Here is a 23,568-nt window from a genome sequence, read left to right on the forward strand (position 1 = left end):
GTCCTGACCCAACTCTTGGGGTATCCGAGTGATCTGATTGCCGAAGGTCAAACACTACCTGCTGGCATCGAAGCCAGCTTGCCGGAAATGGCTGAAACCCTGCGTCCAGATTTTGCCTTGGTGAGCCCGGCGGGTTCCGACAAACCGGGCAAAGCACAAATGTTGATAATGATTTACCCGTTCGAGCAGTCGCTGGATAAACCCGTGATGGGAAAACTCTGGAAAGCCACCCCCGCCACCCGCATGATGGAATTGCTACACGGTGCCGATGTGCCATTGGGGCTGGTCAGTAATGGCGAACAATGGATGTTGGTCTATGCCCCCCGTGGTGAAATCACAGGCTATACCTCATGGTATGCCAGCCTTTGGCTAGATGAACCCATTACCCTGCGCGCTTTCCATTCCCTGCTGAGCATCCGTCGCTTCTTTGGTGTCGCCGAAGGCAGCACGCTGCAAGCCATGCTTAAAGAAAGCGCACAAGATCAGCAGGAAGTCACCGACCAACTCGGTTACCAAGTCCGGGAAGCGGTTGAAGTATTGGTGCAATCCTTTGATGCCTTGGACAAGGAAAGCAACCGCGTCTTATTAAAAGGTGTCAGCGCTAAAAGCCAGTACGAAGCCGCACTCACCATCATGATGCGCTTGGTGTTCCTGTTTTCTGCCGAAGAACGCGACCTGCTGCATTTGGGCAAACCGCTTTATGACGAAAACTATGCCGTTTCCACCTTGCAGGAACAACTCCAGGAAGTGGCCGACCGTTATGGCGAAGAAGTCTTGGAAAGACGTTACGATGCCTGGACTCGGTTATTAGCCACTTTTCGCGCGGTCCATGGCGGTGTCGATCACCAGGATTTAATGATGCAAGCCTACGGCGGTTCGCTGTTCGATCCTGACCGTTATCCTTTCCTGGAGGGGCGTAGCATCGGCAGCACTTGGCGCAATAGCGTCGCCGAGCCCTTGGCGGTAAATAACCGGGTGGTTTTGCACCTGCTCAACTCCTTGCAACGACTGCGTAGTAAAAATGGTCCCACAGGCATGGCAGAAACCCGCCGCGTATCGTTTCGTGCCTTGGGCGTGGAACAAATCGGCCATGTTTACGAAGGTTTGCTCGATCACACCGCGGTGCGGGCCCAAGAGGTCGTGTTGGGGATTGCCGGCACCCGAAAAAAAGAGCCGGAAATACCATTATCCGAGTTGGAAGCCCTACTGGCGGAAAGCCAAGATAAACTCATCAACTTTCTCAAAGACGAAACCGGCCGTTCCGCGTCGGCGTTGCGTAAAGCCATGGAACAAGGCAGTTTGCTGGACGAACACAAACTATTGCTCGCCTGCGGACAGGATCAAACCTTGTTGAAACGTTTGCGCCCTTTTGTTGGCATGATCCGCGACGATTCCTTTGAACGGCCGCTGGTGGTCTTGCCCGGCAGCACCTATGTCACCGCCGGCACCACCCGCCGTAGCACCGGCACCCATTACACCCCGCCGACATTGACTGAGCCGGTGGTTCAGCACACCCTGGAGCCTTTGGTGTATCAAGGCCCTGCCGAAGGCTGGCCGCGCGAGCAATGGCAACTCAAATCACCCAAAAAAATCTTGGAACTCAAAGTCTGCGATATGGCCATGGGCTCCGGCGCCTTTTTGGTACAAGCCTGCCGCTATTTGGCCGAACGTTTGGTGGAGGCCTGGGAGAGCGAGGAAAAACGCCATCCCGGCGAAGTATTGACCAGTCCGGAAGGCGAGTTTTCCAAAGCCGCACCCAGCGAACGCTTGATTCCGCAAGATTCAGCAGAGCGCATTGCCATCGCCCGCCGGGTCGTAGCTGATCGTTGTTTGTACGGCGTGGACATCAACCCGATGGCCGTGGAAATGGCCAAATTGTCGATGTGGTTGATTACCGTCGATAAACATCGCCCATTTACGTTTTTGGATCATGCCTTCAAATGCGGCGATTCCTTGTTGGGCATTACTTCATTATCGCAATTGGAAAATTTCAGCTTGCGGCCGGACGAAACCAAGCAAACTTCGTTTGCGACACTGAATTTGTGGCGGCATATCGACGACGCGAAAAGCAAACGCGAAGCCCTGGAAGCGATGCCGTCGGATACGCCGGAGCAGATCGCGGCCAAAATGGGGTTGTTTACCGAAGCGGAGGAATCGGTCGCTAAACTGAATGCCGCCGCCGATGTGTTGATTGCGCTGGAATTGCAGGGATTAAGCGGTAGAGCTTACGAAGCCAAGCGTGATGAATTGGCCGACCATATGATGGTTTATTGGGCGCAAGGGCTATCAGAATTACAAGGTTATGCAGGACACCAACTAGGCGAACGCCGTTGCTTTCATTGGGCACTAACCTTTCCAGAGATCATTCATCGCGGTGGATTTGATGCATTTATTGGAAATCCTCCATTTCAAGGAGGGACCAAAATTTCAACCTATTTGGGAAAAGAGTATTTAAAATGTTTGGTTAAAATTTATCCCATGACTGGTGACAGAACAGATTTAATAGCATATTTTGTTCGCCAAGCTTTTAAATTAGTATCTCATTCCAAATATATAGGACTGATCGTTTCTAATGCTATTGTTGAAGGTGATACTAGACGTGCCGCATTGGAATATTTGATCAGTCGTGGTGCTTGCCCCTACAGAGCAACGAGTCAATTTCTTTGGCCAGGATCTGCCGGTGTTCGAGTTCTATTAGTCTGGGTTTCAAAATCAAAATGGAATGGAGATGTATTTTATGATGATAAAAAAGTTGATTTTCTTGGCTCCAATCTTTCTGATGAAGTTGATTTATCATTGGTCAGGTCATTATCAAAACAGCCGTTTTATTGCGGCATAGGAGCAAAGCCTTATGGAGAAGGGTTTGTAATAAAAAAAGATGAGGCTCAAAAATTACTTTTTGAAAACAAAATTCTTTCAGAATGTTTATTTGAGTTTTTTGTTGGTGCCGATTTAAATGCAAACTTCCCACCTAATGATGCACGCTGGATTATTAATTTCAAAGATTGGTCATTGGATGTGGCTGAAAAATATAACGAGTGCATGGAAATAGTACGTAAAAATGTACTTCCGGAGAGAATTAAAGATAGCGACAGAGTCAGGCGAACGTATTGGTGGCAGTTCGAAAGACACGCGCGTGAACTTTATCAAAGTTTAAATAACCTTGAGTTTGCCTTTGCACGTTCTGTTGTAAGCCGTGCTCATATTATCGTGCCAGTTGAAATTGGCCCTGTTTATTCAGCTAACGTAGTTGTTTTTTGCACCCAAGAATGGGGGGATTTTTCTGTTTTACAGTCGTCTTTGCATACTGAATGGTTTTTTTCAAAATCTGCTTCGATGGCAAGCGGAAACAAAATGTACGTTCCAAGTGAATGTTTTGATACATTTCCATGGCCAATTGATACATCTCCAGTCAGCGAACTTGGGAGGGACTTTCATGAGTTGCGGTTATCCTTTTATAAGGAAAATTTGAGCCCAAATGAATTGCAGCACCAATTTGATAGCCCTAATAGTAGTACTGTACAAATCAATAAATTAAGAGATGCTTTTTCCTTAATGGATATAAATATTCTCTCACTGTATGGCTGGAAGGATATTTATTTGAATCATGATTTTTATGAAACCAAACAAGGCATTCGCTACACCATCAGCGAAGCCGCCCGCCGCGAAATCCTCGACCGCCTGCTAGAACTCAATCACCAACGCTACGCCGAAGAAGTCGCCGCCGGTTTGCACGACAAGAAATCAGCCAAATCTGCCGGAACTGGCCGTGGCCGCAAGAAACAAACCGAGCCAGCTGCAGCCAATGAACCCGAACAATTCCAACTTTTCTGAATGCCATTCAGAAGGAGAACCACTATGACCGCCCAATATTACGAAGCCGTTGCAGAGATTCCGTTAGACCATTGCCTGCACTTGCAACTGCCGCCGGAAATACCTGCTGGCCCGGTGCGAGTCGCGATTATTTATGATCGTGTTATCGATACCGCGGGACAAGACATCAAAAACCTGCTGGCCGCGATGCCGGATGTTGGCGACGATGTGGATTTTTCTCGTTCTCGTGACATGGGCAGAGAGGTACCGGAATGGGATTCTTGATTGACACCAACGTCCTGTCCGAATTACGCAAGAAGGATCGCGCCAATACCGGAGTTAAACAGTGGTTTGCCAGTGTCGATGGCAAAAGTCTGTATTTGTCAGTATTGGTTATCGGCGAAGTGCGTAATGGCATTGAACGCTTGCGTCGTCGCGATCCTGCTGCCGCCGAAAACCTGGATCGCTGGTTGTCCAAGGTAGAAAACGACATGGCTGGCCGGATTTTACCGGTGACCACACCTATCGCTGATCGCTGGGGACAACTAAATGCGCCTGATCCATTGCCGGTCATTGATTCGTTACTTGCCGCGACGGCGTTGGAACACGACCTAACGCTGGTCACACGCAATGTCGATGATGTACAGCGCTCCGGCGTCAAATTGTTAAACCCATTTACGGATTGAATAGGCCAAGTATGACCGATCACAGCACCGCTGTTACCGCCCTGGCAACCTTGCCTAACCCAACCCCCACGACGATTCGCGATGAACTCACACAGATGGTCATTCGCGATCTTCTCGGCCCTGCCCGTGGTGTTGAGGAAGAATTAAACCAATACGAAGACCATGCCTACCAGCGCTATTTGGTCGGCATGTTGGCACCGAAGGACAAGGAGGTAGCCGGCGGCGAACTGGACGAATTGGCAACGGGCGACGGTGACGAGGGGGAAGAAGGCAACACCGATGCCGGCGTACCCGCGGGCAGCACCTATTTTCCGTCGTCAATGGGTTTGAGTTTTGTGGTGGCAACCGAAACGGCTGACATTCTGGTTGCTGCCGAATGGGGGCAGTACCTGCGGATCAAAAGCGATAATCAACAGAACAAAGACGGTAATCCTGCCAATGTCTGGAAACGCAGGCCGGTGGTTGCGCCAGAGTTACCGTTAGTGTTGAAGGAAGGCAATATTGCCCCACAAGCGCTTCATCCCGATCACCCCTTAGTGTTGCTGCAAGGACGCATCCGTTCGACTGCTGACGGTTGGGTCGTTACGTTATTCATGATCAATCAACAGGAAGAACGTAAAGGCCGGAACGAACCAAAAGACGAGGTGTGGGTATTTCAACCCAAGCTAAAAGTGTATGCCGCGGATAGTCAGCCGATTTTTGTGCAGCGCAAAAACGTCAAACTTGATCTGTCGAAAATGGACCCGTTGACGCGGGAGGAATCCGAAACCTTGGAAATGCTTTACCGGCATCAACGCGAGTTTGCCGTCGGTCACGGCATTTCAGTGCATGCTTCGTTAGCCGAACCATTGGCAGAGCGTGCCATCCAGGTGGAAACCGAATGGGTGCCTTGTTTTGAAGTGCCGCAACAAACCCCGCGGTCTGCGGCAGACGATGAAAACCTCGCCGGTTTGAGTATGGACATGAAGGCCCTGGCGGATTTACCCAAAGAAGGCTTGATTGCCAGCTTGCGCCATATCGAGACCGCCTACCGGGTGTGGATCAAGGCAGAGGCCAACAAGCTGACTTTGCCGTCTGAGAAACTAGATGGTCATGAGGAAACTGCGCGCCGAGCCGTGGAGCGTTGTACTCGGGCACTGCAACGGATCAAGGCCGGTATCGATCTGATTGAAAACAACCCACTGGCTGAGGAGGCATTTCGATTTGCCAATCGGGCGATGTGGCAACAGCGGATTCACACCACTTTTTCCCGAAAGGTACGGAAAAAGGAAATCACGCTGGAAGATGGCACCTCTTCGTTGGACGTTGCCAAAAACCGCAGCTGGCGTTTGTTTCAGTTGGCATTCGTATTATTGAATTTGCCGAGCCTGACTGATTTACATCACTCCGATCGTAGTCATGAAACCGATGCGGTTGCAGACTTGCTGTGGTTTGCCACGGGTGGTGGTAAAACCGAGGCATATCTGGGCTTGACGGCTTATACCCTGGCATTAAGACGCTTACAAGGCGAAATCGAGGGTCGACGCGGCGATCATGGCGTGGCGGTTTTAATGCGCTATACCCTCCGCTTGTTGACGTTACAGCAGTTTCAACGGGCTGCGGCATTAATGTGTGCCTGCGAGTCGATTCGCCGGGCTGATATTGGCAAATGGGGTGAAACACCCTTCCGCTTGGGACTGTGGGTGGGTAATAAAACCACTCCCAATACCCTTGCCGCTGCAGCCAATTCTTTAAGGCAGCGCAATGTCGGCGGCAGACCGTCGGCTTCCGGTACACCGCAACAAATCACGTCCTGTCCTTGGTGTGGTTGTGAGATCAAGGAAAAACATTTGCGGGTCTATGAAGCACCAAGCGACATTGGCCGCTGCGTTACTTATTGCGGCGACGATTTAGGGCGATGCGAATTTTCCGAAGCCAAAGCACCGAAGGAAGGTTTGCCGGTGATGGTGGTGGATGAAGAAATCTATCGCCGGCCGCCCTCGCTATTAATTGCCACTGTCGATAAATTTGCGCAAATGCCCTGGAAAGGCGAAACGCAAATGCTGTTTGGAAAGGTTACGGAGGTGTGTGATCGGCACGGCTTTTTGTCGCCGGAAATCGATGATGGGCAATCCCATCCTTCCCGTAATGGTTTGCCGTCAGTCAAAAATCGGCCCCATGGCGCATTACGGCCACCGGATTTGATTATTCAGGACGAATTACATTTGATCAGCGGGCCATTGGGCTCAATGGTCGGGCTTTACGAATCGGCGGTTGACGAGCTGTGCTCTTGGCAAGTCGACGGCAAAAAAGTGCGACCTAAGGTCGTGGCTTCGACAGCGACGATTCGTCGTGCGCCTGATCAGGTGCAAAAACTGTTTGTGCGTAAACTGGAAGTGTTTCCGTCGCAAGGTACCAGTATTAGGGATAGCTTTTTCGCCATTCAAAGACCAACGGGAGCCGAGTATCCTGGTCGTCGGTATTTAGGTATCAATGCCTTTGGTCGGCGTTATCCGGTGGCGATGATTCGTAGCTATGTGGCGCATATGGCTGCGGCGCAAGCGCTTTATGATAAATACGGTCGCTTGGCTGATCCATGGATGACCCTGGCTGGATACTTCAATTCCATACGCGAATTGGCCGGTACGCGTCGACTGGTCGAAGATGATATCCGCTCCCGTCTCCGCGATGCCGATCAACGGGGCTTGGCAAAGCGTCGTGTGCGAATGGGTGCGGTGGAAGAGCTGACTTCGCGTAAATCCGGCTCGGATATTCCAAAGATAATGGACAGGCTGGAAGCTGTTTTTGATAAGGAATTGGAAGCACAGCGTGCTGCGGAGCGTAAAGCCAATCAGCCGGTTAGCTCTTCGATGCCATACGACGTAATTCTGGCAACCAACATGATTTCGGTCGGTGTCGATATTGACCGTTTAGGTCTCATGCTGGTCGCCGGTCAACCCAAAAACACATCTGAATATATTCAGGCGACCAGCCGTGTGGGACGTTCATCGGACGGGCCTGGCTTGGTCTGCACGGTATTCAACTGGGCGCGTCCACGCGATCTATCGCATTACGAACGCTTTGAACACTATCATGAAACCTTTTACAAGCATGTCGAGGCCTTGTCCGTAACGCCATTTTCCGCGAGGGCGCTGGATCGTGGTTTGTCAGGTGTCATGGTCGGTTTGATGCGCTTATGGGATGAGCATTTGAACGAAAATGCCGCGGCTGGCCTGGTAGCGGATACTGACGCATTTTGGAACATGATGGCTGATGTTTTAGCCAAGCGAGGCGTTAATGCCACTCATGATCCTGCTGTCGCCGAACGCGTCAAGGATATGCTGGATAGACGCCGGGATGAATGGTTGTGTCGGGTGCATAACCAAAAAGATCATCAGCTTTGTTACCGCTCCGAGGGAGGCGCGACTGTCGGCTTGCTCGAATTGGCTGATGACAAAGAGTGGAAGCTATTTACCTGTCTGAGTTCGCTGCGTGACGTGGAAGGCACAGTCGATCTGGTGCTGGATCAGCGCACCACAGGTTTACACACGGATTAAGGAAACGACGATGAACGAACTTGGAGAACTGCGCCCCAGCCAGTTAATTTTTACCTTTGGCATTGGCTCGTTAGTCGATTTGCCGAATATGTCCGCTTTGGTGATGGGGCTGGATGACTGGGATACCCGGTATTGCAAGGAGATCGAAGAAGACCGTTTGGTCGCCGCGGTACAAAAGCGCCTCGGTGCTCAGATGAATAGGCTTTACATGCCGCCGATTAAATTGGACAGCATGGATCGTGATCCGACTGCGCCGGCCATCGGCGTACCGGTGGTGCCATTTCCGCGCTGGTTGCGTTGTTCGTTATGTGACACCTTGGCGACAGTGGAGTCCGGGGTTTTTAAATTGATTCAAGACCCTTATCGCCCGGATCGGACGGAATATGTCCATCAAGGTTGTTTGAAAAGCCTAGGTGGACGCTCTCCATCGGCTTTGTCGGTGAGATTTTTATTGGCATGTCGCGAGGGGCATTTAACCGATTTTTCTTGGTTAAGTTTTGTTCACAAAGGCAATGTCCCATGTCGTCCGGCGACATTGAGCATGCGGGAGTTTGGCGCCTCAGGTGACGCCTCTGACATTATTGTGAAGTGTCATACCTGTGGAACTGAACGGCGCATGGCCGACGCATTTGATCCGGCGGCCGAATATGCATGCGCAGGTCATCATCCGCATTTGCGCCTGGTTGAAAATGACTGCAAAGAAAAAGCAAAACCCATTTTGCTTGGCGCGTCGAATAGTTGGTTTCCAATTGCTCTATCCGCGTTATCCATCCCGCGTGCCACTGACAAATTGGGGAAATTGGTTGAAGAACAGTGGGCCAAGCTGATGAATGCGAATTCGTTAGCAAAGCTGGGTTTTTATCGAGAGGAACAGCAGAACTACCAATCGCTGATTCCGTTATTGGCGGAATTTTCTGACGAAGAAATCTGGGTGGCCATTGAAGAAAAACGCGCGGGCCAACAAAGTGCGCTGCCTGCAGAAGATTTGAAGCTGCCGGAATGGATGGCTTTCTCAAATCCGGATTCATCCAAGGAAAATCGAGATTTCAAATTAAAGCGAGTATCACCGCCAAAAGGGTTTGAGGCGTTTCTCGAAGACACGGTCTTAGTGGAACGAATCCGGGAAGTGCGGACCTTGTTGGGATTTACCCGCATCGAATCTAACGCTGATTTTGCCGAAGCAACAATCATTCAAGATGGTCGTATGACCAAACTTTGTCGCGAAAATCCAAGCTGGTTGCCCGCAGCGGAAGTACGTGGCGAAGGCTTGTTTTTGCGTATCCGAGAAGAAGTACTTCTGGCTTGGCAAGCCAAAGATGAGGTCAAGCAACTTGAGCAAGAGTTTTTGGAGTCACATAAGGCATGGCGCCGACTGAGAAAACTTGAACCCGTGCAAGATGGCTTTCCAGGTATCCGGCTGATTCTTTTGCACTCGTTATCCCATGCGTTGATGCGTCAAATCGTTTTGGACTGTGGGTATACGGCTTCCAGTGTTCGTGAGCGCTTGTATTCACGTAACCCTGGAGAGGATGGCGGGCCCATGGCTGGCATATTGTTGTACACCGCGGCGCCGGATAGTGAAGGCACGTTGGGAGGTTTAGTCGAATTGGGTGATCCACTCACTTTAGGCCGGCACCTTCAACAAGCGCTAGAGAGCATGCGCTTATGTGCGTCTGATCCGTTGTGTTCCGAACACCGCCCCGATACGTTGGGTCGCGGCATTCACGGTGCTTGCTGCCACGCTTGCCAATTTGCCGCGGAAACGTCATGCGAACGAGGCAATAGGTATCTGGATCGATCAGTACTTGTCGATACATTTTCCGCCCGCGGCACAGCGTTTTTTTGAATGACCAAAGTGCGCAAAGATTTATTTGCATTGATTGATAAGCTAGTCAAGAAAGCACCGGCTGATTGGATGTTAGCCGCATGCGAAATACTTCAGTCGATTGATGTTGATGCATCATCAGACTGGGTTATCAAAAAACTACCGTCAACGAATAATGCCGATCTTTCATTTTTGATTGGCGAAACGGTGCGAATGGCTTCCAACATCATGTCGTGGGAGGCATTGAGCTGGGCTCTTGATTCGAGTTGTGAAGTTTATCAACAAACCTTAGCCTCTCAACGTATCGAATTACTTTGGTCAGGCCCAACACCGGTTGCACAGATTCCTGCCCGCCGAATCGATCAGGCGCTATACGATTTAATTGCTAATGCTAAAAGCGAAATCTTGTTGGTTACATTTGCTGCATCGAGAATTCAGCGGCTTGTTAATGAGTTGGTCAATGCTCGACAGCGTGGTGTAAAAATCCGAATGATCCTTGAGTTCGAACAAAGCTCTGAGGGGCAATTAAGCTACGATGCGTTGAAAGCATTTCCAGAAACCTTTGTTCAGAATACTGAAGTTTATTGTTGGCCATTAGAGAAGCGCGAAAGAAACCAGGCGGGGCGTCCAGGAAAACTTCACGCTAAGTTAGCAATTGTTGACGATACGGTTTTAATTTCCAGTGCAAACCTGACGGACGATGCGTTTAATCGAAATTTGGAAGTTGGCGTCATGGCCCAAAACAACGAGTTTCTTATAAATACGAATAACTATATTGGGTCGCTGATTTCATGCGGAATTTTAAGCCGGTTAACAGGTTGTTGATTTTCTATAATCGACGCGTCAGGTAGCCCATATTTAGTGACAAGCCATCTACAGGGACACAATATATAGTGACTTTTCAGCTCAGCTAACGGCTACTCAACTGATTTTCAACAGCCTGTTAACAACCTCTACAATAATTTCACCACAAACAAGATTAAACGTTGCCGCTAGCAAATCGAAGCCAGCATTTGCCGAAGACTAATAAGTCACGATACATAACATTGTTCAATGTGTATTTGATATTTCGGTAGCTCTTCGCTTACTTGTCCCTACGATTCTCTAAGAATTCCTTTGGAAGGATAATTATACATGTCCCCGATATTCAAATAATCTCTTTATTAAATTGGTTTTTGTCTCCATCACTTTATTGTTAAGCACTTCATCAAATTTTGCTGTGTGGCTCAAGTTTATGCCGGCATCAAAAATAGATTCAGTTATATGGTCCTGAAGCGAGTCCGATGAAGCAATAAAAAAATTATAAAGCTCTATATCAACAGCCAAAAACATATCTATGAGGTTTCTCCTGAAATAAATAAAAACCTCAGAAACAGAATCGTTAATCTCTTGCTTAGCAGTTTCATCGATACCAGGTACTTTTAATTTAGCAAGCTCGGCATCTAAGCGATCAAAAAATTCGTAAAAGTGATCCAAATTATGATCGAGAATTAGGGATTTAAGCCAATTTATCTTTCTATCAGATTCTTTTTCCAACCTATCGATATGATTTTTCTTGAAAAACACAAAAACAGCAAAAACAAAGTTAATGACCGCAATTAAAACAATAGCTAATTTAGAAAGAACATCCAAGTACTGAATTATGCATGACATTTTTATTAACCTATCGCTGTTTTGTTTCTTAAAATCCTATCAATGGCCTCATTGAGAGGTTTTGAATAAGCGTAGCTACCCAGCGATGTAAACTTAAATTTTTTCAAAAAATTGTCTTTACCAAGACTGGTTACAACATTTAAGAATAACTCTTCAAAAAAAGATGGATTAATAGAGTATATGTTATCAGGAATAATAATATTAATTTCTGAGAATACTTTCTCCATCTCATCAATTTTTGACGCTTCTCTTACAGCTTTTCCACGATCTCTTCCAGTGAAAACCTTAGAGTCTTTTGCTCTATAATCTTCCAAATTAATCGCATAACATTTGTCGTTACTCATGATGCATATTATCTCCATTAAATAGTATTTCTACGCTAATCAGGGTTCCAGGAAAATAATCATCCACAAATCTCACAAAACTCTTGTCAGGTGAGTCCTCAATGTTGCCACTTTTGTTAAAAGTCATAAACTTATATTGATCATTATTTACAGTCTTTTCGACGATTTTATAGGTCCCATCAAAAATTATACTTGCGTTTCCAGATAAAATTGTCATCCTTGAAATTTTATCTTTTCCAGGTGTCTTCATATTAAAAAAACTTTCAATAAACTGGATAGATCCATTACCTCTTTTTCTATACTCTTCTGGAGCAACCGAGGTAACTCCTTCTTGAAGGGCATAAAGCGTCCATAACGTTTCTTCTTCAAAAGTTCTAAATTGAAATAGATTTTTTCTTGTGTATTTATCCGAAAGCTCCTTCATTTTGTTAACAATGTATTTGTTTTGACATTCTGGATCTTTAAATTTTTCGTAAATACTTTTCCCAAAATTCAAAATTGCCAACCGAAGAATGCCACAATGAGCATCATCATTATTTGTTTTATGAAAATAACCTATCGAAAATCTACATTTTGTAGTTGAATGTTCCTCCGCATTAATCAGAGTTTCACCAATAACAGTACATAAATCATCGATTTTTTCTGGACTTAAGCTTTTATTTACAGCCTTTAGGCTATCCAACACATAATCGACCAATTTTGTTGTATCAATATCTTTTTGTTCACTACTGATTCTAGAAGCACATTGCTTTCTATTGTAGGAACAAAGCTTGTATGGAATAATATCATCAAAATTTAAACATTTATTTGCATGAATCGCAGGTGATCCAACTGAAAACAATAGCTTTTTAACATCAATATTATTGATATTGACACCTTGAATCGCATAAACCCTCGCTTTTGTTTTTTGGCAGCTATCGCATTTGTTGAAAAAATCAAATATCTCTTTAATAATTATGTCAACAAAAACCTGTGTGCCTAAATCTAATTTTACGCATTCGCTGTAATCAATTTTTATCTCGCGGTATTTTTGAGTTATCAGTGAGGCAGCAAGCATCTCTATAAATTTATAGCTATCACGTCTATTGTCAATTATCGAAAAAACAGAAGGGACTTTTAAAACTTGATATGTTTTCGAAGCAATTTTCTTTAGATTTGCATAAGAAAAACTAGTATTGTCGGAATTTAACAAATATTTGATATTTACTGGGAGCCATGTAGCCAAAATGTTTTCGTATGAAAAGTCATTGTGTAAGACATGTTTCGTCGCTATATAACGTTGATGAACTACTCGCCTAATTCGAGCTTTTTTTCTTTTTCGCTTGAGCCTTATCTCAAATCTTCTTTGCTCAAGTCGCAAAAGAACTTTCTTATTTTTCAAGTTAAATTCCTTCTATCGCTTATAAAATATAATGATCCACAAATATTTTCTCGTCACACAATCATGAAATCAGGGATGTAGGATAAGATGAACGATAACGATGCTCATCAATCGTGAAGGGGACGATTAGTAACTTACAACCTTGTTGCCTCAAATATTAAATATAATAACTCTACTAAGTATTTAGACGCTAAATCAATACGCTTGCACCCCAAACTTCAACAGCAACCTCGGCAAAATATCGTCCAGATTCAGCACATCCTTATCGGTCAGTTCAATCAGGTTGAAATTATATTTCTGATAAATGGCGAGTTTTTCCTGTTTCCGGGCTTGATATTTGGCGTCGTTTTCGTAACCCCAGAATTCGATATAGACTTTGCCGGTGGGAATGTAAAAGTCGCAGTACATTTCCTCTTCGATCGGCAGTTTGCGTTCATAGGCGTGTACGATTTCCGCCATGTATAGCCAGTTGTCGATCAGCATTTCAGCCTTGGAGCGGACGAAGTGGCCATCGGTGGTTCGGTGGGTGGCTTCGAATTTGTGGCGGAAGCTGTCCATTTTATCGGCGTCGGTTTTGGGTTTGTCGACGCCCTTAATGTTGTCGATATTGTCTTTCAGCGCCCGGTTGCGGGTGATTTTTTCCGGCCAGCGCACGTAGGGAATGCCGGAACGACTGTCTTCGCCTTGTTCGGCGCCCATAGCCAATCCTTGCTCGGTGACCAACCAGCCCTTCAAACCTTTTTTAATCCAGCCCAGTTCCGACAGGATGTAATTCATTTTGTTGGCGGACAGCTCAAAGTGTTGCCCCAACACCGTGGCGGTTAGCAACTTAGCCGCTTCCGGTTTGGCAGCGGCGGTTGGCAATTGAAAATTTTCGGGCCAGGCGATGTACTGGCCGTATTTACCAGTCAGATAGACACCGCCAGCAGCTGTGCCTGCGTCGGTTAACTGCCATTTGTCGTCTTGTTTTTCGATTAGGCCCAGTGCAGTCAACTGCCCGAACATTTGCTCTTGGGACACGCCGCGCAATTTGGCCAGTTGGGTGGTGGATAGATGTTTCTCGTCACTCATCTCTGTAGTTCTCTAGTTAGATCGGACCAAGTTTAGACCATGCCCGGAGCCGCTCTTAAGCAGCGTTGACGCTTGATTTAACCTTGGCCGCCTGTAAATCGATAAATTGCTCGGTGTGTGAACAGGAAAACGCTGCGTTTTTGCGGTAATGCGAGCAGCCCCAAAATTGGCCGTGCGGTCCTTTACGCAACACCATGGCGCCTTGACAACGCGGGCAGATCGGTTCGACAAAGTCGCAACGGCGATTTTCACAAACGCGAAAGCGGCCTTGGTTTTTCAAACCACCACCACACCATTGACAAGCCCGCTCTGTGTGATTGCAGAGTGGATATTGGTTGCAGCCAAAAAAGCTGCCGTACTGGCTGTCTCGGGGTACCATCCAGCCGGTTTTGCACGCGGGACAGGGAATGTCGGCGATCTGCTCTTGAAAGCCGGGCCCGGTAAATTCGTCGATGCTGACGGCATAGTCGCCGTCGACTAACTCTCTGATGAATGGCGACGGGTTCAGGCCGTTGGTGACTAAATAGACGTGATGCCTTGCCCGCGTCAGAGCCACATAGAACAAGCGCCGCTCTTCGGCATGTGCGAAGGCCTCCGCTTTAGGCAGCAATAATTCCAGCAAGGGATGAGTGGCTTTTTCTGACGGAAAGCCATGTTCGCCCTTCTCCAAGCCAAACACGATCACGTAATCGGCTTCCTTGCCTTTGGAGGCGTGAACAGTCATGAATTGCAGTGACAATTGCTGATAACGGCGCTTTAAGGCTGCGATATCGGGCCGTTTGAAGTTAAAGCGTGCAAGCATTAACACGCTGGCGGTTGGCTTGGCCTTGCCGGCGATGACGTCGAGTGCGGCATGTATGCCGGTCAAATCCTGTTCGGTTTTGATGAGGGATACGGCCGACTGTTCGACAAGCCGCAGGCTACGAATCTGCTTGTCGATCTGGCTGGGGTTTTGGATGACGAAGCGTGACGCCACTTCACCGATTTTGTTGTTAAAGCGAAAGGTTTGATCCAGCACGCTGGTTGCCGTGTCGCCAAAGTGGGCTTGAAAGTGTTTGGTCAGCGCGACATCGCTGCCGGTGAAACGGTAGATGGATTGCCAGTCGTCGCCAACGCCAAATAAGCTGGCCTCCGCTTGCTGCGCCATCAGGGCTTTTAGCAAGCGCGCCCGGCTGGCGGAAATATCTTGAAACTCGTCCACCAGCAAATATCGGTACGGCGATGAAAAACGGCCTGATTCGACGTAGTCGATGGCCCGGCCAATCATGTCGTCAAAATCGATGGTGGCGTTGTCGCGCAACTGTTGCTGATAGGCTTGGTAGATGGGTTCAAATAAATGCGCGGCGGCGCGCATGCGTTCCTGGTCTTCGTGTTTATCGGCTTTTTCCACCAGTTGTTTGATGCTGAGGTAAGCGGCTTTGAACAGGCTGAGGATTTGCACCATCAGTTTGCTGAATTCCGATACCCGGCCCAGCTGATTCAGTTGGTCGAGTAGCTCGTTCTGCGGCAAGGGTTTGAACTGAACGCCGGCAGCCAGTAATTTTTCGCTGAGTACTTCGGTCAATCGCCCTTGTTGTTTCAGATAGCTGTAGGTTTCGATCAACGGGGTTTGATATTTTGCGTGTAGCGCCCGTTTCCAGGTCATGCCGGCCAAGTAGGTTGTTTGGTCGATAAAGGGCGGCGTTTGATTCAGCTCGTTGACCGCAAAGTGTTCGATGTAAATGCCGTAAGCCGGCAGAAAGAAATCCGGTTGGTAGACGCGGTAGTCCGGGCCGGAGGTATTGACCTGGTAATTGGCTTCGTATTGGTAAGTAATCCCTTGCCGGTACAAGAAATTGGCGATCTCGCATTCTTCGTAGCTTTTGACGAGCTCGCCTTGCAGTGTACGAATATCGTTTTCGAGGATGTACGCATTGTAAGCGCCCAAACTCTTGAAATTGAATTGGCTTTTATAGGGATAGGCAAAACGTAGGAAATAGGTCAACAGCCGCGAGCGATAGCGTTCATCGTCCAGCAGGCTTTGAATTTGACTATCGACAAACGCAGCACGTAGCGTGTCGTCTTCCGCCATTTTGTCGATAACCGGTCTGGTGCCTTCAACCTGGCTAATGATGTCTAAACCCAAGCCATGAAAGGTTTTCACCGTCAGGTTTTGAATCCCTAATTTGGACTGTATGCGCTCGCCCATTTCATCCGCCGCTTTACGGGCATAGGCCAACATCAAAATCTGTTCTGGGTTTGCCAGACCGGCTTTGATCAAATAACCGGCGCGGCCGATCATGGTACTGGTCTTACCGGTACCCGCGCCGGCCAGCACCAGGTTGTGCTGTTCGTCGATGATGCAGGCCTTACGTTGCGCCTCGGTCAGCGGATTGGTTTCGACCTGATCAAAAAAATCACTGAACAGCTGGGCTTGTTGATCGATAAACGCTTGATTGAAACGGGTGATCTGTTCATCCGTGTTGTCTATTAGCGGACGGACATGCTGATAGTCTTGATGCAGTGCGCCCGGCAAATACTGTAAACCATCAGGACGCTTGAGGCCTGCCGCTAACGCAGCATGGCGTCTGAACCAATGAGCCGCCATGGCGCGGCGAATATACCGTTGGCCGGAAAAGATCAATATGGCTTCTTGGGCTGCTTGTATCAGGGCAGGAGCAAACTCTTGGTAGAAACGCTGGATGCGTTGACTGACGTGGTGTTTCATCGATACTTGTAACAAGGCCGATTGCTTTTTCCCGACGCCGCCAAAACGCAAGGTCTGGCCATCTATCTGCGAAATCAGCAATGTGTCCCAAAACCAACCGGATTCGATGCCAATAGTTGGCTGAATACTCAGTACGTGATGTTGATGTTTCTTTTGAAACTTGTCCGTCAACACCAGCGTTTCTTGGTCGAGAGCAAAGGCGTGAAAGAAGCGATCGTTAGCAAACCACTTGGCCCATTGACTCAGTTGGTAACGTGGTAAGTGGTTTGGCGTCTGCATATATCCTTAATTTATTAAAATCCGCTTGCCAAGTCAGTACTACCAAGTATCGAGAGTGGCAAAAAAGACGAAACTAGCATTTTTAAGCCAGTGTAAGCAAAGTAAAAACAGACGCAAACGGATTTAGACTGTCAATATCGAAAGCGATTTTAGTCATTTGTGGCATTTGTGATCGGTTTAGTAAAACACAGCGGTTTGGGTGGCTGGCCAGGTTTGTCAGTCCATTCCCAGATCACGCATAACGCCAGCCAATAGGCATGAGCGGTTTTTGGCGCCAGGTCGCGGTGGGCTTTCCAGAAGGCAATGACGTGGCGTTTGCCGATTTCATGCAGGTTGTGCGGCCGTTCAGTCTGTTCGATAAAATCCACGAACTTGATCATGCGTCCAACCTGCAAGCGGCGATGGGCTTTGGAACCCTGTCGGACATAGTGATGGGCCAGGGACTGGATCTGTTTAACCAATATAGACACGCACCACCTCCAGACGCTCGTGGCCCAGTTCCTGAGACAGGATGCTTCGTGCGCGGTGATCCAGTTTTTCCGCGACTTCGGGATCGATGTTGAGTTGGGAGGCCATATAGGCATGCCAGGCTGATTTTGCAATGTTGGTGTTGATTGGGGCCGGTACGCCGGTTAATGCCTGGTACCGCTGTTGGGCGTAATGATGACGCTGGCCGTGAAACTGGAATGGCTGTTGTTGCGCTTGGCGGTAGCAGTGGTTGCGAAAATCGACATAGCGCAGATTGGCGGGAATCATCGATGGTCCATCCTGCAGACTGGCTGCTGTTTCCAGTGCCGCCGAGGCTTCCGCAGATACTGGCACGTGGCGCCGTTTGCCGCCTTTGGTGCCGCTAAAGACGGTGATGCGGTCTTCCCGTTGTGCTTGGCGAAGTGCTTTTTGTGCATTCAGCAAGGCCGATTCCTTGAAACGCAAGCCTAATGTCCGTTGCAGATTGAGCAAGACGGTAATGCGTTCGTCGTCGACGCTGATTTGCAACTGTTCGTGCTGCAACTGTGGCATGGCTTTGCTGGTTTCCGGAATGTAGCGCCGCTTGGGTATGCCGCAATCACGCGTTGGACTGACCGTCTGCCATTCACCTTGCGTTGCAGACGTCATGATGCTGTTGACTGCCGAGACGTACAGTTGCGCGGTCGAGGCTTTCAATTCGTCGCGTTCCACTCTGGCTTTCAACGCCAGGCCATAAGCCATCACGTGCTCACGGTTGATGTCTTCCATGCGTTTGATACCTTGGGCCTGTTCCAGCCATTTGGCAAACACCGACCAGCGCTCGGCGAGTGTGCCGCGCGTGGCGAAGGCCTTGCCCGATTGATGGGCGCAGGTTTTTCCGGCTCGGGTCAGATTGCGACTGCCAAGACCGAGATTGCGGCCTCGCTTTCGACTCGCCATCAATGGTTTTGGCGCTTGGTCATCAGGAGGACTGACACGCGCGCCTGTGCCAGTCTGGTTTACTTGGTATTCGTCAGGTCGATCGATTGGCATGGTTAACCTCCAGAAAAAAGTGGGCAACAGACTCCCTTGTCCAAAGCGGACTGGGACTGATTTCATGGGCAACGCCATGCGCATCAGCAGTCGGCTTTGAACAAGGGAGCCGGGGTGGCCTTGTTAAAACAGTTTTTCTTTCGTCATGAGCGGGGGACCCCGGCTCCGACCCCACTTTGGTATACAAGGCCAAACTCATGACGATGAGTGTTGACGCACGGGTTGCCTACCCGGCGGAGGTGTATACCCAGTGTGAGGTGCGCGGCTTATGACTCGCTGCGCGGGCGAGTAATTGGTGTCGGTCGATGACGAACTCGGGGTGCTGGCCAGACGGATTCAGCGTCCACCTGCGACGCTAAACTCGGCCCCTTACACGTTCGAGACAGACTGACCCGGCAAAACCCGCGGCTATTACGCAGGTATCCGGTTGATTAACTTGATGGAAATGCTTGAATCCCGTTCTGTTTCTGTTTTTTAGAAACGGCGAAACAGCGGGCTTGGGTTTTTACCGGAAGACGTTATGCAAACGTCCGTCCGGGTATGACTTTGAAGGGAATCCAGATCCAATCCGCGTGACGAAATCGGTTGTTACGCCGGCAAACGCGACTGCCGGTGGCACAGACCGATGTGAAAACGGGACGACGGGATTCTTAAGGGACGTTCAATCGCCTTGCTCTGGTGGGCAGGCAGTCGCCTGACGCCGATCCAGATCGGAACGATTGATATAAAAACCCTAGCTATAAGATTGCCACCACCGAAGCGGTCAAACGACCTTTCAGTTATCCATTTTGCGGAACCAGGGTTCCAGACAAAATTTCTGCGCGCCTGCAAACGCGCAATGGCAACACCGCCTTTCGAAACTCTACTCGCGCGGTCTATTGGTTTGCGCCATTGAGGCGCTTTTGATTACTCAGCGATCAGCAGACGATCGTTGATGATTTTAAAACGAGCTTCACTATCGACAGCGACAGCGACAGTGCCTTTCATCAAGGCGCATTTTCCCTGCCGACCCAGATAGAGCGTTTTCAAAACTCCATCTGCACCAAAAAAATATATTTAAGCGTGGACGCATGACCCTAAGGCCCAACGGACACAGTACATCCAGCGGCGTTCCTCTGCCATCCCACTAGGGACTATGTAGCTGGTACTTCTTCGCTTTTTATACTGCCGAAGTGCAGTCTATGAAAATTTCGTCCCGAAAAGTTCTACGTGCGGGGATATTTTGGGGTTGAAATTAAGCGACTGTCAAATGGTTTTTTCATTTTATTTCAATTGCTTAAGTGATGAATACAGGCTGGACGGCGTTGGATTTTATTGGACAATTCAGATTTAACGACATGAATGACTTTCGCACCAACCGCCATTGAAAATCGGGGTATTAAAAACTGGGGTGACGCCAAAATCGATTTCGATAAGAGAGAGACCTCGATGATCTGGAGGCATATTTTATTTATAGACATCGTCTGCGAGTAATACCGGTAACACTAGGTAATCCGTCGACATATCCTTTGCAGCCTACACCAGACAGGGTGGTAACACCGGTAATACCAGTAATCTCATTTTCAACAGTTACAGTGCTCGGGTGTTCCCAGAGTCGCAATGCAGGCTGCGTGATGTTTAAACAGGTCCTTTATCGCTCAATAAATGATATATTTATGATCGATAAAATCATTTTGTATTAATCATGATCTGGAATTGGCAACTGGCGGGTTGGCCGCGCTTCACCTACAACGCGACGCAGCTGGACGATTTTGAAAAGCGCTTGTTGCTCGGCGCCGGTGTGTCATTCGGCGCGATCAAGCATTTGTCTGAAGACGACAAGCGGCATTTGACCATCGAGCTAATCAGCAATGAAGCCTTGAAAACGTCAGCCATTGAAGGCGAATATCTCAACCGGGACAGCCTGCAATCTTCGATTTGCCGTCAATTCGGTTTAACCACCGATCATCGAAAAGTCCCGCCAGCCGAGCAAGGCATCGCGGAGGTTATGGTCGATTTGTACCAGCATTTTTCTACCCCACTAAGTCATGAGCAGTTGTATCGCTGGCACACTTGGATTACGGCCGGTCGTAGCGACCTACAGGATGTCGGACGGTATCGAACACACGACGACCCGATGCGAATTGTCTCAGGTCCCATTTATGCGCCCAAGATCTATTTCGAGGCGCCGCCATCCTGCCAAATGACGCCGGAAATGGATCAGTTCATTGATTGGTTTAATAGCACGGCACCTGATGGAAACACGCCCTTGCCGACCTTACAGCGCGCGGGGATCGCGCATCTTTATTTTGTCAGCATCCATCCGTTCGAAGACGGTAACGGTCGCATCGGTCGCGCCATTGCCGAAAAGGCGTTGGCGCAATGCCTGGGTCAACCGACATTAATCGCTCTGGCATTTACCATCGAACGCCATCGAAATGCGTACTACACTGCTTTGGAACTGGCTAACAAGCAAATCGACGTGACTGATTGGCTGGTTTATTTTGCTGAGTTGGTGATGGCCGCTCAGGAATACACCCATCAATGGATCGATTTCTTAATTCAAAAAACCAAACTCTACGACCACGTGCGTGGGCAACTGAATCCGCGACAGGAAAAAGCGTTGGCGAGAATGTTTCGGGAAGGTCCGGATGGCTTCACCGGCGGACTCAGTGCAGACAAATATCGCAGCATCACGGGGGCACCTTCAGCAACGGCCACGCGCGATCTGCAGGATCTGGTCGCCAAGGGCCTATTGTTTAGAACGGGAGAACGCAAACATACGCGCTACTATTTGAACTTAACCGGAACACTACCTTAAAGCCTGGTTACCCTGCTCGCAATACCTAGTCCAGTCGGCCATGAGCTGAGATCGCTTTTCCATCAAATCGCCTCGGCGATACGCGGCCTCTGCCTGATTTTTAATCGTGTGGGCTAATGCCATTTCAACTACTTCATTGGGATAATGGGTTGTTTCAGCAGCCCAATCCCTAAAGCTAGATCGAAATCCGTGAACCGTCAGTTCCGGTAGGCCCATGCGTTTTAATAGTTGCAGCATGGCCATATTCGACAAACCTCTTTTTAACCCAGGAAACACAAATTCATTCGTTTTGAGTAGACTCATCTCCTGAACGATAGCCATTGCCCGAGGCGACAAGGGCACTCGATGAGGTTTGTTGGCTTTCATCCGTTCGACGGGAATGGTCCACGTCTGACTGATAACATCTATTTCATCCCAAGTTGCGCCAATGGATTCATTGGTTCGGGCAGCGGTAAGGATCGTAAATTCCAGACATCGCGCGGCTATGCCTTGTTGATTTCTTAGTTTTACAATAAATTCCGATATATCCGTGTAAGGCAATGCGGCGTGATGTTCGACATTTTGAACTTTGGATGGTTTAGGTAATATCTTGTCAAGATGACCACGCCATCGAGCTGGATTTTCACCTTCTCGATATTTGCTTACAGTCGCCCAATCCAGCACCGTTTCGATGCGACCTCGCAATCTGCTGGCCGTTTCATTTTTGGACGTCCAGATTCCTTCAAGACATTTAACAACCAGTGCCGTATCGACTTCTGCGACCGGGAGTTTGCCAATGGTTGGATATGCGTACTGTTCTAGGGTATTGGACCATTGCTGAGCATGCTTAGGATTTTTCCAGCCATGGCGATTAATTTCAATGTAAGCGGAGGCACATTCTGCAAATGTCATTGACTTGGCGACGGACAAATGAAGCTCGCGTTCAATTTTCCGTTTTTCCACCAGAGGATTCAGACCTTGCTTGAGCAGCTTTCGGTATTCAGATGCTTGTTCCCTGGCTGCTTCCAGCGAAATATCGCCAAAACTACCCAGACCAATCTCGGTAGCCTTTTTATTCCTGACAAATTTGAAAATCCAGCTTTTTGAAAGTGTCGGACTAACCTGTAGGTAAAGACCACCACCATCACTGTGATAACCAGGAGTTTTGATTGTCACAACCTTGCGTGCGTTCAGCTTATTCAAAATACGGCTCATAAATCCTACCCTACTTCCTACCCTACTTTCGACATCGGATTGGAGTATATTTTATCGAACCAAGTTGGACAATAAATTTGTAACTTATCGTTTTTTAACAAGAATTTAGGACGGCAAAAAACAATATCGGACTTTTGTTAGGCGGACTAGCTCTCCGCCATATTACTGAAAAGGCCTTGTAAATCAAGGTCTTTTTTGTTTTAAAGCCTCAATGAGCGACGTTTGCTACAAAACGATGCTACAAAGAGGCTTGCTATCATGGCAAAAATCCCCTACCTAGTAAGACGAAAAAATGTCTTTTATTTCCGTCTTGGCGTTCCCGTTGCACTTCGCGAAATCGTCAAATCTCGCGAAATTATCAAAAGCCTAAAAACCGAAGACAGCGACGAAACAACGCGCCGAAAGTTAAAACTTGCAGCACATTTCAAAGCACTTTTGCACGACCTAAACACAGGCAAGACAAGTTCAACAACCTGTTTTGATTCACTTGATTTAACTTCAGCCGAAAGCGACACGAAAGAAGCCGTAAGGCCGCTAGAGACTGTCGCCACCCCTACCCCACCAGCAATAAAAACACGAAAAGCGCCGCTATTGTCAGCCGTTCGACAGGCAAAAATGTTCGAACGAAAACATCAAAAACTCGCCTCGAATTCTGTTTTTTCAGAAGGATCAACACTGGACTATCAATCCCCAATCGAATTCGAGCGGGAATTTTATCGAAACACTGCCTGAACAGGTGTCCGGTTTTTGTTGACCAATACAATCCGTAGCACGACGAT

17 protein-coding genes are annotated in these 23,568 nt (G+C 48.3%); 8 read left to right on the plus strand and 9 right to left on the minus strand.

Annotated elements, in window-relative coordinates; all coding sequences use genetic code 11:
- Positions 1–87: 87 nt before the first annotated feature.
- The 6 genes from ACH50O_RS08315 to drmC are packed head-to-tail and all read left to right on the plus strand — an operon-like array spanning position 88 to position 10,685.
- Positions 88–3,834: an Eco57I restriction-modification methylase domain-containing protein gene (locus ACH50O_RS08315; protein WP_446811553.1), complete on the plus strand. Its 3,747-nt coding sequence runs from the start codon at positions 88–90 to the stop codon at positions 3,832–3,834.
- A gap of 24 nt (positions 3,835–3,858) precedes the next feature.
- Positions 3,859–4,098 carry a hypothetical protein gene (locus ACH50O_RS08320; RefSeq protein WP_446811554.1) on the plus strand — a complete coding sequence of 80 codons (240 nt, stop codon included), beginning with the start codon at positions 3,859–3,861 and terminating at the stop codon, positions 4,096–4,098.
- Positions 4,086–4,499, plus strand: a complete 414-nt coding sequence (locus tag ACH50O_RS08325; RefSeq protein ID WP_446811555.1) for a type II toxin-antitoxin system VapC family toxin — start codon at positions 4,086–4,088, stop codon at positions 4,497–4,499. The genes ACH50O_RS08320 and ACH50O_RS08325 overlap by 13 nt, the downstream gene beginning before the upstream one ends.
- Before the next feature lie 11 nt (positions 4,500–4,510).
- Positions 4,511–8,035, plus strand: coding sequence for a DISARM system helicase DrmA (gene drmA / locus ACH50O_RS08330; RefSeq protein WP_446811556.1), 3,525 nt, complete (start codon positions 4,511–4,513; stop codon positions 8,033–8,035).
- A 10-nt stretch (positions 8,036–8,045) separates the two neighbouring features.
- Positions 8,046–9,881, plus strand: coding sequence for a DrmB family protein (drmB, locus tag ACH50O_RS08335; protein ID WP_446811557.1), 1,836 nt, complete (start codon positions 8,046–8,048; stop codon positions 9,879–9,881).
- Complete coding sequence (gene drmC / locus ACH50O_RS08340) at positions 9,882–10,685, plus strand: DISARM system phospholipase D-like protein DrmC (protein WP_446811558.1); 804 nt, start codon at positions 9,882–9,884, stop codon at positions 10,683–10,685. It begins immediately after the preceding gene.
- 303 nt (positions 10,686–10,988) lie between these two features.
- On the opposite strand, the gene ACH50O_RS08345 is transcribed toward drmC, so the two are convergent.
- From ACH50O_RS08345 to ACH50O_RS08380, 8 genes are all read right to left on the minus strand, one after another.
- On the minus strand, positions 10,989–11,513 hold the full coding sequence (locus ACH50O_RS08345; RefSeq protein ID WP_446811559.1) for a hypothetical protein: 525 nt from the start codon (positions 11,511–11,513) through the stop codon (positions 10,989–10,991).
- A 5-nt stretch (positions 11,514–11,518) separates the two neighbouring features.
- On the minus strand, positions 11,519–11,857 hold the full coding sequence (locus ACH50O_RS08350) for an STAS-like domain-containing protein (protein ID WP_446811560.1): 339 nt from the start codon (positions 11,855–11,857) through the stop codon (positions 11,519–11,521).
- On the minus strand, positions 11,850–13,238 hold the full coding sequence (locus ACH50O_RS08355; RefSeq protein ID WP_446811561.1) for a hypothetical protein: 1,389 nt from the start codon (positions 13,236–13,238) through the stop codon (positions 11,850–11,852). Before ACH50O_RS08355 ends, ACH50O_RS08350 begins: the two co-directional genes overlap by 8 nt.
- A gap of 195 nt (positions 13,239–13,433) precedes the next feature.
- Positions 13,434–14,309 (minus strand): glycerol kinase, encoded by an 876-nt coding sequence (locus ACH50O_RS08360; protein ID WP_446811562.1) that lies wholly within the window; start codon positions 14,307–14,309, stop codon positions 13,434–13,436.
- Positions 14,310–14,364: 55 nt separating this feature from the next.
- Positions 14,365–17,295: a UvrD-helicase domain-containing protein gene (locus ACH50O_RS08365; RefSeq protein WP_446811563.1), complete on the minus strand. Its 2,931-nt coding sequence runs from the start codon at positions 17,293–17,295 to the stop codon at positions 14,365–14,367.
- A gap of 149 nt (positions 17,296–17,444) precedes the next feature.
- A complete protein-coding gene (locus ACH50O_RS08370) occupies positions 17,445–17,765 on the minus strand; it encodes a hypothetical protein (RefSeq protein WP_446811564.1) in 321 nt (106 codons plus the stop codon).
- Positions 17,749–18,795, minus strand: coding sequence for an integrase domain-containing protein (locus tag ACH50O_RS08375; RefSeq protein ID WP_446811565.1), 1,047 nt, complete (start codon positions 18,793–18,795; stop codon positions 17,749–17,751). The genes ACH50O_RS08370 and ACH50O_RS08375 overlap by 17 nt, the downstream gene beginning before the upstream one ends.
- Positions 18,796–19,701: 906 nt before the next feature.
- The gene (locus ACH50O_RS08380) at positions 19,702–19,824 is read right to left on the minus strand and encodes a hypothetical protein (protein WP_446811566.1); all 123 of its coding nucleotides are present in this window, start codon (positions 19,822–19,824) and stop codon (positions 19,702–19,704) included.
- Positions 19,825–20,479: 655 nt separating this feature from the next.
- On the opposite strand from ACH50O_RS08380, the gene ACH50O_RS08385 reads away from it, so the two are divergent.
- Positions 20,480–21,595 (plus strand): Fic family protein, encoded by a 1,116-nt coding sequence (locus tag ACH50O_RS08385; RefSeq protein ID WP_446811567.1) that lies wholly within the window; start codon positions 20,480–20,482, stop codon positions 21,593–21,595.
- On the opposite strand, the gene ACH50O_RS08390 is transcribed toward ACH50O_RS08385, so the two are convergent.
- The gene (locus ACH50O_RS08390; protein WP_446811568.1) at positions 21,587–22,789 is read right to left on the minus strand and encodes a tyrosine-type recombinase/integrase; all 1,203 of its coding nucleotides are present in this window, start codon (positions 22,787–22,789) and stop codon (positions 21,587–21,589) included. The genes ACH50O_RS08385 and ACH50O_RS08390 overlap by 9 nt on opposite strands.
- A 258-nt stretch (positions 22,790–23,047) precedes the next feature.
- Here ACH50O_RS08390 and ACH50O_RS08395 point away from each other — a divergent pair, with 258 nt between their 5' ends.
- Positions 23,048–23,521, plus strand: a complete 474-nt coding sequence (locus ACH50O_RS08395) for a DUF6538 domain-containing protein (RefSeq protein ID WP_446811569.1) — start codon at positions 23,048–23,050, stop codon at positions 23,519–23,521.
- The last annotated feature ends 47 nt before the right edge of the window (positions 23,522–23,568 follow it).

Source organism: Methylomonas sp. 2BW1-5-20 (genome assembly GCF_052474515.1).

Bases quoted from the DNA above. Each gene is read 5' to 3' on its own strand.
- ACH50O_RS08315 (WP_446811553.1), top strand. From the start codon at position 88: ATGGCTGAAACCCTGCGTCCAGATTTTGCCTTGGTGAGCCCGGCGGGT.
- ACH50O_RS08320 (WP_446811554.1), top strand. From the start codon at position 3,859: ATGACCGCCCAATATTACGAAGCCGTTGCAGAGATTCCGTTAGACCAT.
- ACH50O_RS08325 (WP_446811555.1), top strand. From the start codon at position 4,086: ATGGGATTCTTGATTGACACCAACGTCCTGTCCGAATTACGCAAGAAG.
- drmA (WP_446811556.1), top strand. From the start codon at position 4,511: ATGACCGATCACAGCACCGCTGTTACCGCCCTGGCAACCTTGCCTAAC.
- drmB (WP_446811557.1), top strand. From the start codon at position 8,046: ATGAACGAACTTGGAGAACTGCGCCCCAGCCAGTTAATTTTTACCTTT.
- drmC (WP_446811558.1), top strand. From the start codon at position 9,882: ATGACCAAAGTGCGCAAAGATTTATTTGCATTGATTGATAAGCTAGTC.
- ACH50O_RS08345 (WP_446811559.1), bottom strand. From the start codon at position 11,513: ATGTCATGCATAATTCAGTACTTGGATGTTCTTTCTAAATTAGCTATT.
- ACH50O_RS08350 (WP_446811560.1), bottom strand. From the start codon at position 11,857: ATGAGTAACGACAAATGTTATGCGATTAATTTGGAAGATTATAGAGCA.
- ACH50O_RS08360 (WP_446811562.1), bottom strand. From the start codon at position 14,309: ATGAGTGACGAGAAACATCTATCCACCACCCAACTGGCCAAATTGCGC.
- ACH50O_RS08365 (WP_446811563.1), bottom strand. From the start codon at position 17,295: ATGCAGACGCCAAACCACTTACCACGTTACCAACTGAGTCAATGGGCC.
- ACH50O_RS08375 (WP_446811565.1), bottom strand. From the start codon at position 18,795: ATGCCAATCGATCGACCTGACGAATACCAAGTAAACCAGACTGGCACA.
- ACH50O_RS08385 (WP_446811567.1), top strand. From the start codon at position 20,480: ATGATCTGGAATTGGCAACTGGCGGGTTGGCCGCGCTTCACCTACAAC.
- ACH50O_RS08390 (WP_446811568.1), bottom strand. From the start codon at position 22,789: ATGAGCCGTATTTTGAATAAGCTGAACGCACGCAAGGTTGTGACAATC.
- ACH50O_RS08395 (WP_446811569.1), top strand. From the start codon at position 23,048: ATGGCAAAAATCCCCTACCTAGTAAGACGAAAAAATGTCTTTTATTTC.